Origin of the sequence: Rathayibacter sp. SD072, assembly GCF_017355185.1 — a bacterium.
GTDB lineage: Bacteria > Actinomycetota > Actinomycetes > Actinomycetales > Microbacteriaceae > Rathayibacter.
This window is the reverse complement of record NZ_JADILJ010000066.1, coordinates 1-13549: the sequence shown is the minus strand read 5'-3', so window position 1 is coordinate 13549 and position 13549 is coordinate 1. Positions and strand designations below refer to the sequence as shown.

The following is a 13549-nucleotide window of genomic DNA, read 5'->3' as shown; positions in this document are numbered from 1 at the left end:
CTCCGCGATGTCGTCCCACATGACGTGCAGGGCGCCGCATCCGATGGCGTTGCCCTCGCCGTCCTCGGCGATGCGGAACTCCTGCACCGCCCCGTAGAGCACGACGCGGTCCTTCCCGAGCAGGATGCGCTCGTTGACCAGGGGTTCGCTCAGCTCCTGGATGAAGGGGACGTCGCTCGTGCGCGCCCGGCGCACCGGGTACTTCCAATCGGCCATCGGACAAGCGTAGGGCCTGGCGGGCGCAGGGGCCGGAACGACGACGAGCCCGCCCCCTCCGGAGAGAGGGACGGGCTCGTCGTGGTCGTGCGTGCTACGCCATCAGGTCGGGCGTCGCCGGGCCGGCGGTCGCCGCTCCGGTCGTCGCACCGGCGCTGATCGAGATGAGGCGCGGAGTCGTCGTGAAGACGAACTTCCCCTCGGCGAAGTCCACGTGGATGTGGTCTCCGGAGCCGAGCTGGCCGTGCAGGATCTGCTCGGACAGCTGGTCCTCGATCTCGCGCTGGATCGCGCGGCGGAGGGGGCGGGCACCGAGGGCCGGGTCGAACCCGACCTCGATGAGGCGCTCCTTCGCCGGCTGCGTCAGCTCGACGGTCATGTCGCGGTCCAGCAGACGGTCGCCCAGGCGCTTGATGAACAGGTCGACGATCTGGAGCAGCTCGGGCTTGGACAGCTGCGGGAAGACGATGGTGTCGTCCACGCGGTTGAGGAACTCGGGCTTGAAGTGCTTCTTGAGCTCCTCGTTGACCTTGCCCTTCATGCGGTCGTAGCCGGTGGCGTTGTCGCCCTCGATCTGGAAGCCGACGGGGCCGCCGGCGATGTCGCGCGCTCCGAGGTTGGTGGTCATGATGATGACGGTGTTCTTGAAGTCGACCACCCGGCCCTGACCGTCGGTCAGGCGTCCCTCCTCCAGGATCTGGAGGAGCGAGTTGAAGATGTCGGGGTGCGCCTTCTCGATCTCGTCGAAGAGGACCACGCTGAACGGCTTGCGGCGGACCTTCTCGGTGAGCTGGCCGCCCTCCTCGAAGCCGACGAACCCGGGAGGGGCGCCGAACAGCCGCGAGACGGTGTGCTTCTCGCCGTACTCCGACATGTCGAGCGAGATCATCGCGTTCTCGTCGTCGAAGAGGAACTCGGCGAGCGCCTTCGCCAGCTCGGTCTTGCCGACGCCCGTGGGGCCGGCGAAGATGAACGACCCGGAGGGGCGCTTGGGGTCCTTGAGCCCGGCGCGGGTGCGGCGGATGGTGCGCGAGAGGGCCGCGATGGCCTCCTCCTGACCGATGACGCGCTGGTGCAGCGCCTTCTCCATGAAGACGAGCCGCGAGGACTCCTCCTCGGTCAGCTTGAACACCGGGATGCCGGTCGCCTGGGCGAGGACCTCGGCGATCAGGCCCTCGTCGACGACGCCGGTCGCCTTGACGTCGCCCGACTTCCACTGCTTCTCGAGGCGCAGGCGCTCACCGAGCAGCTGCTTCTCCTCGTCGCGGAGCGAGGCGGCCTTCTCGAAGTCCTGGTCCTCGATCGCGGCCTCCTTCGCGGCGCGGACGACGGCGATGCGGTCGTCGAAGTCGCGCAGCTCCGGGGGCGCCGACAGGATCGAGAGGCGCAGGCGCGCGCCGGCCTCGTCGATCAGGTCGATCGCCTTGTCCGGGAGGAAGCGGTCGCTGATGTAGCGGTCGGCGAGGTTCGCGGCCGAGACGATCGCGCCGTCGGTGATGGACACCTTGTGGTGCGCCTCGTAGCGGTCGCGCAGGCCCTTGAGGATGTTGATCGTGTGAGGGAGCGACGGCTCCGCCACCTGGATCGGCTGGAAGCGGCGCTCGAGAGCGGCGTCCTTCTCGAAGTGCTTGCGGTACTCGTCGAGCGTGGTCGCGCCGATCGTCTGCAGCTCGCCGCGGGCGAGCAGCGGCTTGAGGATCGAGGCGGCGTCGATCGCGCCCTCCGCGGCCCCTGCGCCGACGAGCGTGTGGATCTCGTCGATGAAGGTGATGATGTCGCCGCGGGTGCGGATCTCCTTCGTCACCTTCTTCAGGCGCTCCTCGAAGTCGCCGCGGTAGCGGGAACCGGCGATGAGCGAGCCGAGGTCGAGCGTGTAGAGCTGCTTGTCCTTCAGCGTCTCGGGCACGTCGCCGCGCACGATCGCCTGGGCGAGGCCCTCGACGACGGCGGTCTTGCCGACGCCGGGCTCGCCGATCAGGACCGGGTTGTTCTTGGAGCGGCGCGAGAGGATCTGCATCACGCGCTCGATCTCCTTCTCGCGCCCGATGACCGGGTCGAGCTTGTTGTCGCGCGCGGCCTGGGTGAGGTTGCGGCCGAACTGGTCGAGGATCTGCGAGCCGCCCTGGGGCTGCTGCTGCTCTCCTCCGACCGCGACCTGCTCCTTGCCCTGGTAGCCGGAGAGGAGCTGGATGACCTGCTGGCGCACGCGGTTGAGGTCGGCGCCGAGCTTCACGAGCACCTGCGCGGCGACGCCCTCGCCCTCGCGGATGAGCCCGAGCAGGATGTGCTCGGTGCCGATGTAGTTGTGGCCGAGCTGCAGGGCCTCGCGCAGCGAGAGCTCGAGCACCTTCTTGGCGCGCGGCGTGAACGGGATGTGCCCCGTGGGCTGCTGCTGCCCCTGGCCGATGATGTCCTGGACCTGCTCGCGCACCGCGTCGAGCGAGATGCCGAGGGACTCGAGCGCCTTGGCGGCCACTCCCTCGCCCTCGTGGATCAGCCCGAGCAGGATGTGCTCCGTGCCGATGTAGTTGTGATTGAGCATCTTGGCCTCTTCCTGGGCCAGGACGACGACGCGCCGTGCGCGATCGGTGAATCTCTCGAACATGCTGTCACTCCCTACGGAACCCGCAGGGGTGGGCTCCGATAGAGACGACTGTAACCAGCGCTCCCCCGGGTCGGACCCCCTGTTCGCCCTGGGCGTGAGGCGATCGCGGAGGCCCGCCGATGAGGGCTCCGGGACGCGATGTCTCGATCGCGCACCATCCGTCCGATGGAGGATGCACACGACGTCGCGCGACGCGAGAATGACGACGCGCTTCCGCAGTGGTGGCGCATCGTCACCCGGGGGAACCATCCGCATGAACCGCACCACCCGTCCGCTGCTCGGCAGCGCACTGCTCGCCGTCGGCCTCGTCGTCGCGGCGGCGTCGCCCGCCACGGCCGCGACTCAGAACACTCCGGCCGAGGGCGAGGACGTCCTCGGCTACAACGGAGGCGGGATCACCATCGACGCCGGCCCCGAGTACGCGGGCTACGACGTCCTCGTGCAGGCCCAGCTCCCGAAGCCGATCTCCCCCGCTGGGAGCGGTGGCAACTGGGTGATCAGGACCGCGTCGCTCGACGCGGAGGGCGTCGGCCGCGCCGTCAACTTCGCCGGACCGGTCAACCTGTACTTCTACAGCCCGAGCGAGACGAAGCCCGAGCTCGAGCTGCCCGAGCCGGAGGCCTCCGCGTCGATCTACCGCGGTGGCGAGATCGAGTACGACGTCGATCCCGAGGCGGGCACCGCTGTCGTCGACGGAGCCGTCCCCACCGTCGTCGCCCCGGCGCTGAGCAGCTTCCAGCCCTACATCGTGCCCTTCACCGACGCGGCCGTCGATCCGTCGAGCTATCTCGTCGGCGAGGCCTTCGACCTCACGTTCTCGAACCTGGAGTGGGCGACGGCGGGCGACCTCGACGGCGTCTCCACGAGCACGATCATCTACTCCGAGCCGACCACGATCGGCACCGCGGCGATCGCGGGCGGCTCCGTGACCACCACCATCGGCGCCGAGTACACCACCGACCCGCACACGGTGGCCCTGATGGACGGCTACGGCCGCATCCTCGCCAGCGCGACCCTCGATGGAGGCGCCGCCGCTACTCCCGGCACGACGCCGACCGCCGCGCCGACCACGCCCGTCGCCGCGGCGCCCGTCGCGCACACCGGCGCGAAGCCCGGCACGAGGTCCGGCGCGCACCTCGCCGAGACCGGAGTCGAGACGGGTGCCGGAGCACTGCTCGCGGGCCTCCTGCTCGCCGCCGGCACCGGCGGCCTCGTCGTCGCCCGACGCCGCAGCGCGAGAGCCTGACGCACGACGAAGGGGCGTCCGGTCCCGAGGTGCGCGAGCACTCCGGTCCGGGCGCCCCGATGACCACGGGGCGAGCACTGCTGGCGGTGCTCGCCTCCGTCGTGCCCGGGCTCGGCCATCGGATGCTCGGGCGACGGCGGGCGGCGATCGTCCGAGCGGGAGCGGCTGTCGTCGCCGTGCTGGTCGTCGCCCTGACGGCGGCGGTCGTGCTGCGGGATCCCCGCACCCTCGTCGGTCTCGCCACCGACACCCGGGCGCTGCTGCTGCTGGGCGTCGTCGGGGCGCTCATCGGGGTGTTCTGGGCCTCCGGTCCGATCGCGGCGGCCCTCCTCGCCCGGCGGGGCCCCGCACCGGTGCCCGCCCTCGCCGTGGTCACCGTGCTGGCCGTCCTGGCGCCCCTCGGAGCGACGACCTGGTGGGTCTCGACCGTCTCGGCCCAGCACCGCCTCCTGACCGCGATCTCCGCCTCCGGCGCCGGCGCCGAGCCCGTCGACGGCCGCTACAACATCCTGCTGATGGGGATCGACGAGGATCCGCTGCGCGACCAGGTGCTGCTGCCCGACTCCCTGACCCTCGTCAGCGTCGACGCCGTGACCGGGCGGAGCGTCTTGTTCGGGATCCCGCGCACCGCGTCGAACTTCCTCTACCCCTCGGACTCGGCGCTCGCGGGCGCGCTCCCGCAGGGCACCCGCTGCATCGCCGGCTGCGGAATCAACCACACCTACCAGTACGGCCTCGAGCATCCGGAGCTCTACCCCGGCAGCGCGGACCCCGCTGCCGACGCGATGCGGGACGCGGTCGAGGGCTACACCGGTCTGCCCGTCTCGGCCACGGTCTCGATCCGCATGACCGGCTTCGTCGACCTCGTCGACGCCCTCGGCGGGGTCTCGGTCGTGGTGAACCGCCCCGTCCTGCAGGCCGGAGTGCCCGACGACGGCAGCGGCCGTCCCGTCGAGTACGGCCCGCCGATCGCGACCGGTCTGCAGCATCTCGACGGCGGCGAGGCGCTCTGGTTCGCCCGCTCGCGCGTGAACACCTCCGACGCCGACCGCTCCGAGCGCCAGGGCTGCCTGCAGGCCGCCCTGTTCCGCCAGGCCGACCCGCTGACCGTCCTGACCCGCTTCGGCGCGATCGCCCGCGCGGGCGGCGAGAACGTCTCGACGAGCCTGCCGGCCTCCTCCCTCCCCGCGCTCGCCCGCCTGGCCGTCGCCGCCCGCGAGCACCCGTTCGTGCGGGTGGAGCTCAGCCTGCCCCTGACCGTCCCCGAGCAGCCCGACACGGAGCTCGTCCACCGCAGCGTCGCCGACGCGATCGCCGGCGCGCGGGAGGACGACGCGACGACGATCGAGGTGCCCGAGGCGGGGACGCCGGTGGAGGGGCCCGCGGTCAGGGCGCCCGCGGTCGCGGCGCCTGCAGCACCCCTCTCGCCGGAGCCGGTCGAGCCGGCGTGCAGCGTGCCGTGACCCTCCTCCGCAGCTCCATGCAGAGGCATACACTTCCCGCATGAGCAACCTGGAGAAGCACCCGGACGAGCACCCGGTGCCCTCCGCCCGCGGGACGACGGCCGAGCCCGAGTCGATGCGGACTCCGCCGGTCGAGATCCTCGAGGCGCGCCTCGTGCCCCTGGGCGGCCCGCGCGCCATCGAGGTGCGCCGCACCCTCCCCCAGCGCTCGCGCTCCACGATCGGCGCCTGGTGCTTCGCCGACCACTACGGCCCCGTCACCCTGGGCGAGGAGGCCGGGATGGACGTGCCGCCGCATCCGCACACCGGTCTCCAGACCGTCAGCTGGCTCTTCGAGGGCGAGATCGACCATCGCGACAGCGTCGGCAGCCACCAGCTCGTGCGGCCCGGCGAGCTCAACCTGATGACCGCCGGCACGGGGATCTCGCACTCCGAGGTCTCGACCGGCGGCGCGCCCGTGCTGCACGGCGTGCAGCTGTGGGTCGCCCTGCCGGAGAGCGCGCTGGGGGTCGCGCCGTTCTTCGAGCACCACCGCGGCGTGCGGATCGAGCTGCCGGGCGCCGTGGTCCGCGTCGTCGTCGGGGCGATGCTGGGCGCGTCCGTCCCCGCGAGCACGTTCACCCCGCTCCTCGCCGCGCAGATCGACCTCGAGCCCGGAGCCTCCCTCGAGCTGCCGGTCGACCCCGCCTGGGAGCACGGGGTCCTGGTGGACGCGGGCCCCGTGCAGGTCGAGGGCGTCGAGGTGGCGCGCGCCGACCTCGGATACGTCGCGCCCGGGCTCTCGACGCTCCGCCTCTCGGCGGGCGAGGGCGGCGGACGCGTGATGCTGCTCGGCGGCGAGCCGTTCGAGGAGGACCTCGTGATGTGGTGGAACTTCGTCGGGCGCAGCCACGACGACGTCGCCGCCGCGCGCGAGCGCTGGCAGGCCGACGTCATCGCGGGGGGCGACCCCTCCGGTCCGTTCGGCGCGGTCGCCGGCTACGACGGCCGCGCGCTCCCCGCGCCGACGCTGCCGTCGGTCCGGCTGAAGCCCCGGCGCCGGGCCTGACGGACCGGCACGCCGCTACTCCTTCGCCGCGCTCGCCTTCTCGGCTCCGCTCTTCTCCTCGCCGGCCTCGTCCGCCGTCTTCTGCGCCGCCTTCGCGGCCGCCGCCCGATCGGTCGCCTCCGCGCTCTCGCGGAACGCGCGCCGCGGATCCTGCGTCGCGCTCATCGGCGAGAGATCGCGCGAGCCGATCGCGTCGACGATCCAGCCCGAGATCACGCGCCACTTGCGGTCCAGGCTCGGCATGGCCGCGCCGTGGTACGCCCGGTGGGCGAGCCAGGCGAGGGGACCGCGCAGCTTCACGCCCTTGATCACGCCCGCGCCCTTGCCGACGCCGTACTCGGCGACGGTGCCGACCGAGACGTGGCGGTACTCCTCGACGGGGCGCCCGGTGAGGTCGGCCATGATGTTGCGCGCGAGGAGCTTGGCCTGGCGCACCGCGTTCTGGGCGTTCGGCGGGTAGTACGCCGGCTGCTTCTCGGCGGTGAGGTCGGGGACCTGCGCGCCGTCGCCCGCCGCCCAGGCTCCGCGGACGGGCGTGCCGTCCTCGCGGATCACGCGCAGGCGGGCGTCGGCCATGACGTGGCCGCGGGGACCGCGCGGCGCGTCCGTCGCCTCCAGGATCGGGTTCGGCTTGACGCCGGCCGTCCACACGAGCGTGGCGGTCGGGATGCGCTCGCCGCTCGAGAGCTCGACGACGCCGTCCTCGCACGAGGGCATGGTGGTCTTCAGGTGCACGTTCACGCCGCGGGCGCGCAGGTGCTCGAGCGTCCACTTCGAGAGCTCGGGGCCCACCTCCGGAGCCACGCGGTCGAGGGCCTCGACGAGGTGCCAGCTCACGTCGCCCATCGAGAGCGACGGCTGCGCCGCGAGGGTGCGTCGGCTGAGGTCGAGCAGCTCGCTGAGGGCCTCGACGCCGGTGTAGCCGCCGCCGACGAAGACGAAGGTGAGCAGGCGGCGGCGCTCGGCCGGGTCCGTGGTGAGGGCGGCGCGGGCGATGCTCTCGATGACGCGGTCGCGCAGGTGCGCGGCCTCCTCGAGCGTCTTGAAGCCGATGCCGTGCTCGGCGAGGCCCGGGGTGGGGAACGTGCGCGTGACGGCGCCGAGGGCGAAGACCACCTGGTCGAACGGGAGCGTGCGGGTGGACCCGTCGATGGCGGCGACGGATGCGGTGCGCTCCTCGAGGCTCACCCCGGTGATCGCCCCGCGGATGACGCGGGTGCGCTTGAGCGCCGAGATCAGCGGCACGGTGACGTGGCGCGGCTGGACGTGGCCGCCGGCGACCTCGGGCAGCAGCGGCTGGTAGGTCATGTAGGGGTTCGGCTCGACGACCGTGACGTCGATCGGAGCGAGGCCGCGGAGCTTCTCGAGCCCCCAGGCCGTGTAGAGGCCGACGTACCCGCCGCCCAGGATGAGGATGCGCGTGGTTCCGGATGCCGTCATGTCGATCCCTTCTCGGACCCGGCGCGACGAGGCGGGCCGGGTGCAGCGGTGCAGAGGAGTGATCGACGCTACGCCGACGCCCTCGACGCGCACAGGGCCTTGCGCCCGAAGGGCGGAGGAGCGAGAGTGCGCGCCGGTCGACGGTGCCGCACTCAGCCGACCGCGCGCTCCTCCCGGCGCAGGCGGCGGCGGTACTCGCTGGGCGAGAGCCCGGTCTCGGTGGCGATCGCGCGCCGCAGGCGCTCGGGCGACGAGAAGCCCGAGCGCCGCGCGACGTCGCTGAGCGGGAGCTCCGCCCCCTCGGGCCCGGCGACGATGCGGAGCGCGTTCTCGGTGCGGACGGCGGAGAGGAGGTCGCGCAGCGTCGTGCCCCGCTCGTCGGCGACGGCCCTCTGCAGGGTCCGCAGACTCACGCGGCAGCGGCGCGCGACGGTTCCCGGGTCGAGCGTCGGGTCGGTGTAGTCGGACCGGATGACCTGCTCGGCGGCGTCGACCATGTCGTGCAGGCCCATCCGCTCGGCGGGTGCGTCGGCACGCTCGCCGTCGAGCACCCGGCCCAGACGCTGCACTGCGTCCCGGAGGTAGTCGGTCTGCACCGCGTGCGCGATGTCGAGGTCGGCGAGGACGGCGCGCAGCACGGAGCGGGCCGTGAGCGCCACGGGCGACGGCGGCAGCTGGCGCGGCGGCTCGGCCCGGCGCGGCCGCTCGGAGGCGGGCAGCGCGAGGCGCAGCAGGAGGAAGCGCACGGGGCGCGAGGCCGTCACCACGACCGGGACGTCGGTCGAGACGATGAGGACGCCGTCCGACACCGTCGCGCGTCCGGCGTCCGACTCGACCAGCAGCTCGCCCTCCATCGGCAGCACGAAGAGCGTCGCCGCCTCGACGACGCGGTCGCTCGGCCAGCGGAGCACGAGCGGTGTCGAGACGACGTGCAGGATCCGCACCCCGTCGAACGCCGCGACGGCGAGGTCCATCCGGAAGGCGGGCGGCGACGGGACGTCCACGTCGATCGACCGGCGCAGCGCGGCGATCCCGTCGGCACCGCGCAGCCGGACGGTGCGCGCCCCCGCGCTCAGCGGGATGCTCGCGGGGTTCTGCAGGACGGGGCGTGGGACCACGGTGGCGACTCCGATCGTGAGCACGGCCGCCACGGAGGCGCCGTCGCTCGGAGCCTACAAGAGGTGAGGGTTCCTCGGCTCGACCCCGAAAGGGTCACTGGAGGGCGGAGGTGAGCCTCGCCAGGTTGTCGAGGATCGTGGAGCGCAGCGGCTGACCGCGCCACTCCCGCAGCGTGAGCTCGCGCGAGTGCTCGCGGTAGTCCTGCTGCACCTGGCGCAGGTCCTCGACGAACTCGGAGCCGCGCACCATCAGCGAGACCTCGAGGTTCAGGGTGAACGAGCGCATGTCCATGTTGCTCGAGCCGATGACGGCGACGTCGTCGTCGATCGTGAAGTGCTTCGCGTGCAGGATCGTGGGCTTGCGGTACATCCAGATGCGCACGCCCGCCGTCAGCAGCGTCTCGTAGTAGGAGCGCTGCGCGTGGTAGACGACGGCCTGGTCGCCGATCTCGGACACGAACAGCTCGACGTGCACCCCGCGGCGGGTCGCCGTCGTGATGGCGTAGAGCATCGCCTCGTCCGGCACGAAGTAGGGGCTCGTGATGATGATCGACTTCTGCGCCGAGTAGAGCAGGGCCAGGAAGAGGCGCAGGTTGTTCTCGCCGGCGAATCCGGGCCCGCTCGGCACGACCTGGCAGTCGATCGTGTCGCGCTGCTGGAGGGCCTCCATCGGCTCCGACTCGCGCAGGAGCAGCTCGTCCGTCTCGCTGTACCAGTCGGTGATGAAGATCGCGTTCAAACCCTGCACGACCGGCCCCTCGAGGCGCACCATCAGGTCGTGCCAGTGCAGGCCGCGGCGGATGTTGCCGCGCTTGTTGTAGCTCGAGTCGACGACGTTCTGCGATCCCATGAAGGCGGCGTTGCCGTCCACGATCAGCAGCTTGCGGTGGTTGCGGAGATCGGGCCGCTGGTACTGGCCGCGCCACGGGCGCACGGGCAGCATGTACGACCAGTGCGCCCCGGCGTCCCGCAGCGCCCGGAGCCGGCGGTAGGTGCCGCCGGCGTAGCCCGGCACGCGGATGGACGCGATGTGATCGAGCAGGATCCGCACGGTCACACCGCGCGCGACGGCGCGGTCGAGGGCGGCGAAGAAGGGCTCGGTGGTCGAATCGGCGGCGAGGATGTAGAACTCGCAGTGCACGTAGCGGCGGGCGCGGTCGATCTCGGCCGCCATCGCCCGGATCGTCTCCTCGTACCCGCCCTGCAGGCGCGCGTCGTTGCCGCCGACCAGCGGCATCGCTCCGAGGTTGCGGTTCAGCGTCACGACCGACTCGAGCCACTGCGGCCACGGATGGTTGCGCGCGACGCGGTCGATCCCCTCGGTCGACTCGAGGATGAACCGGTTGATCTCCTCCTGCTTGCGCCGGCGCTTGCGCGGGAGCCGGTAGCTGCCGATGAAGAGGAACAGCAGGATGCCGACGTAGGGGATCAGGAAGATCGCCATCAGCCACGCGAGCCCCGTGGTCGGGCGGCGGTTGCGCGGCACGACGATCACCGCCACGACGCGGACGACGAGCTCGACGACGATCGCGGCCACGGCGAGCACGAGCGACCAGTCGGGTGGGGTCACCGGGTCTCCTCGCCGTGTGTCGCTCGCGTGCAGGAGGCGGGCGCTTCTGCACCCCGCACCCCCGCGGGGTCGGTCAGGAGGCGTCGCGCGGCGGCAGACCGCGGCGGGCGCGCTCCTTCGCCTCGATGCGGTCGTAGGCGCGGCGCTCGTTGCGGTCGGAGCGGATCAGGGCGCGCATGATGTACCAGAAGATCACGCCGATGCTGACGGTCGGCAGAAGAGCCCACAGCCCCTGATTCCAGATCTCCCAGTCCATGGGGCGATCCTACCCGGGCGAGCCGTACCCGAGCCGGGGTTGGCCGTCGGACGAGCGTCAGCGGCTCTCGAGCGACCGGTTGAGGGCGGACGCGTCGGCGTTCAGCCCCTCGAGCTCGGTCCGGAGGGCGTCGTACTCTGCGATGTCCGCGTCGATGGCGTCGCGGGTCGCGTCGATCTCCTCGCCGCGGTCCAGCAGCTCCGCGCGCTCGGCGTCGAACGCCGCCTCGGAGGAGAAGTCACCGCTGTCGGCGCGGGTGTTGAACGCGTCGATCTCGGCGTTCAGCGCGTCGTACTCGGCGTTGTTCGCGTCGACGCGGGCGGTGAGGTCGGTGTACATCGCGTCGATCCGGGCGACCAGATCGGTGATGCGGTTCTCGAGATCGGTGAACACGGCCTCGTAGCGCTCGTTCAAGCCGACGACGACGGAGCGATCGGTGAAGAACTGCGCGTAGTGCGCCTCGAGCGCGGGCGGCAGGTCGGCGACCTCGGTGCCCAGGATGGAGTGCAGCTCGTTGACGCGCTCGCCCAGGCCGCCGGTGCGGTACAGCTCCAGGCGCTCGGCGATCTCGCCGCCCTCGGGGAGGCCCTCGTACGCCGTCTCGAGCTCCGCACCCAACTCGCTCCGCTCCTCGTCGCCGAGTCGGACCCAGGCGGCGTGCAGCATCTCGTGCGCCGCCGTGACGTCGCGGATGCCGTCGAGATCGGGGTTGTCGACGTCCGAGATGAAGATGTCGGTGCCGGTGTAGCAGCCCAGGACGATCTCGTCCGAAGCGCCGTAGCCGCAGAGCTCGTTGAAGCCGGACGTCGGCTCCACCGAGGGGTGCGAGGCGTAGTACAGGGCCCGTCCGCGGGTCGACATGGCCGTCCGCTCGGCGAAGCCCTCGATCACGGCGTCGGGCGTGAACGACTCGGCCGCGCGCTGGTCGGCGACGGCCGTGCCGAGGTCCGCCGAGTCGGCGAGCACGGAGCCGGCGACCACGGTGCCGACGCCGAACTGGGCGACGGTGAGCACGCCCGCGACGGCGATCGCGACGATGCTGGATGCGCGGACCACGTCTCCCCCGTCCGGCCAGGAGGCCGTCGTCGTTCGCGGCGGGGACCTGCTCCGCCGCCGAACCAGGCTACTTGACCAGCGGGAACAGGATCGTCTCGCGGATCCCGAGGCCGGTGATCGCCATGAGCAGGCGGTCGATGCCCATGCCCATGCCGCCGGTGGGCGGCATGCCGTGCTCAAGGGCGCGGAGGAAGTCCTCGTCCAGTCGCATCGCCTCGTCGTCGCCGGCCGCCGCCTGGCGCGCCTGCTCGACGAAGCGCTCGCGCTGCACGACTGGGTCGATGAGCTCGGAGTAGCCGGTGGCGAGCTCGAATCCGCGGACGTACAGGTCCCACTTCTCGACGACGCCCGGGATGCTGCGGTGCGCGCGGACGAGCGGCGACGTGTCGACCGGGAAGTCGAGCACGAAGGTGGGGCGGGTGAGCCCGCCCTTGACGAAGTGCTCCCACAGCTCCTCGACGTACTTGCCGTGGGTCGGCACGTGCACCTCGACGCCCTCGCGCTCGGCGAGCGTCTCGAGCTCGACGAGGGGGGTCTCGGGGGTGATCGCGATGCCGGCGGCCTGCGAGAGGCTCTCGTACATCGAGATGCGGTCCCACTCGCCGCCGAGGTCGAACTCGGTGCCGTCGGCCCACGTGACCACGTGAGATCCGGCGACGGCGAGCGCCGCGTTCTGGATCAGCTCCTGGGTCAGGTCGGCGATCGACGTGTAGTCGCCGTACGCCTGGTACGCCTCGAGCATCGCGAACTCGGGCGAGTGCGTGGAGTCGGCGCCCTCGTTGCGGAAGTTGCGGTTGATCTCGAAGACGCGGTCGATGCCTCCGACGACGGCGCGCTTGAGGTAGAGCTCCGGCGCGATGCGCAGGTAGAGCTCGGTGTCGAACGCGTTCGAGTGCGTGGCGAACGGACGGGCGGAGGCGCCGCCGTGCATGACCTGCAGCATCGGCGTCTCGACCTCGAGGAAGCCGTGCGAGGTGAAAGTGCTGCGGAGCGACGCGTTGACCGCCGCGCGGGTGACGACCGTCTCGCGGGCCTGCGGGCGCACGATGAGGTCGAGGTAGCGCTGGCGCATCCGGGTCTCGTCGCCGAGCTCGTTGTGCAGGTTCGGGAGCGGGAGGATCGCCTTCGCGGCGATCGTCCAGCCGGACACCCAGACGCTCAGCTCGCCGCGCTTGCTCGAGATGACCTCGCCCTCGACGAACAGGTGATCGCCGAGGTCGACGAGCTCCTTCCAGGCTGCCAGCGACTCCTCGCCGACGTCGCCGAGCGACACCATGGCCTGGATGCGGGAGCCGTCGCCGGACTGCAGAGTCGCGAAGCAGAGCTTGCCCGTGTTGCGCTGGAAGACGACGCGACCGGCGAGGCCGACCTTCTCGCCCGTGCGGACGTCCGGCTCGATGCCCTCGTGGCGCGCGCGGACCGCGGCGATCGTGTCGGTGACTCCGACGGCGACCGGGTACGCACCGCCGCCGAGGTCCTCGCCCGCGCGCTCGATCAGGCGCTCGCGCTTGGCGAGCCGCACGGCCTTCTG

10 protein-coding genes and 1 pseudogene are annotated in these 13549 nt (G+C 71.9%); 3 read left to right on the top strand and 8 right to left on the bottom strand.

Annotated elements, in window-relative coordinates:
• Together IOC53_RS17420 and IOC53_RS17415 are read right to left on the bottom strand one after the other, a co-directional pair.
• Positions 1–216, bottom strand: a pseudogene (locus IOC53_RS17420) (N-acetylglutamate synthase); the annotation flags it as partial.
• Positions 217–310: 94 nt separating this feature from the next.
• Positions 311–2821 (bottom strand): ATP-dependent Clp protease ATP-binding subunit, encoded by a 2511-nt coding sequence (locus tag IOC53_RS17415; protein ID WP_207407719.1) that lies wholly within the window; start codon positions 2819–2821, stop codon positions 311–313.
• A 253-nt stretch (positions 2822–3074) separates the two neighbouring features.
• Here IOC53_RS17415 and IOC53_RS17410 point away from each other — a divergent pair, with 253 nt between their 5' ends.
• Genes IOC53_RS17410 through IOC53_RS17400 form a run of 3 tightly spaced genes read left to right on the top strand, consistent with a single transcriptional unit; the run spans position 3075 to position 6578 of the window.
• Positions 3075–4067, top strand: coding sequence for an LPXTG cell wall anchor domain-containing protein (locus IOC53_RS17410; protein WP_207407717.1), 993 nt, complete (start codon positions 3075–3077; stop codon positions 4065–4067).
• 29 nt (positions 4068–4096) lie between these two features.
• Positions 4097–5530, top strand: coding sequence for an LCP family protein (locus IOC53_RS17405; protein WP_207407715.1), 1434 nt, complete (start codon positions 4097–4099; stop codon positions 5528–5530).
• Positions 5531–5570: 40 nt separating this feature from the next.
• Positions 5571–6578 carry a pirin family protein gene (locus IOC53_RS17400; protein WP_207407714.1) on the top strand — a complete coding sequence of 336 codons (1008 nt, stop codon included), beginning with the start codon at positions 5571–5573 and terminating at the stop codon, positions 6576–6578.
• 15 nt (positions 6579–6593) lie between these two features.
• On the opposite strand, the gene IOC53_RS17395 is transcribed toward IOC53_RS17400, so the two are convergent.
• The 6 genes from IOC53_RS17395 to lysS all read right to left on the bottom strand — a co-directional run.
• Positions 6594–8018: an NAD(P)/FAD-dependent oxidoreductase gene (locus IOC53_RS17395; protein WP_207407713.1), complete on the bottom strand. Its 1425-nt coding sequence runs from the start codon at positions 8016–8018 to the stop codon at positions 6594–6596.
• 152 nt (positions 8019–8170) lie between these two features.
• Entirely contained in the window at positions 8171–9169 is a 999-nt protein-coding gene (locus IOC53_RS19575) for a helix-turn-helix domain-containing protein (RefSeq protein WP_207407712.1), read from the bottom strand.
• A 61-nt stretch (positions 9170–9230) separates the two neighbouring features.
• Positions 9231–10706 (bottom strand): cardiolipin synthase, encoded by a 1476-nt coding sequence (gene cls / locus IOC53_RS17385; RefSeq protein WP_207407711.1) that lies wholly within the window; start codon positions 10704–10706, stop codon positions 9231–9233.
• A gap of 73 nt (positions 10707–10779) precedes the next feature.
• Positions 10780–10962: a hypothetical protein gene (locus IOC53_RS17380; RefSeq protein ID WP_207407710.1), complete on the bottom strand. Its 183-nt coding sequence runs from the start codon at positions 10960–10962 to the stop codon at positions 10780–10782.
• A gap of 57 nt (positions 10963–11019) precedes the next feature.
• Positions 11020–12018 (bottom strand): hypothetical protein, encoded by a 999-nt coding sequence (locus tag IOC53_RS17375; RefSeq protein WP_207407709.1) that lies wholly within the window; start codon positions 12016–12018, stop codon positions 11020–11022.
• A gap of 67 nt (positions 12019–12085) precedes the next feature.
• A partial coding sequence (gene lysS / locus IOC53_RS17370) for a lysine--tRNA ligase (protein ID WP_207407708.1) occupies positions 12086–13549 on the bottom strand: 1464 nt, incomplete at its 5' end.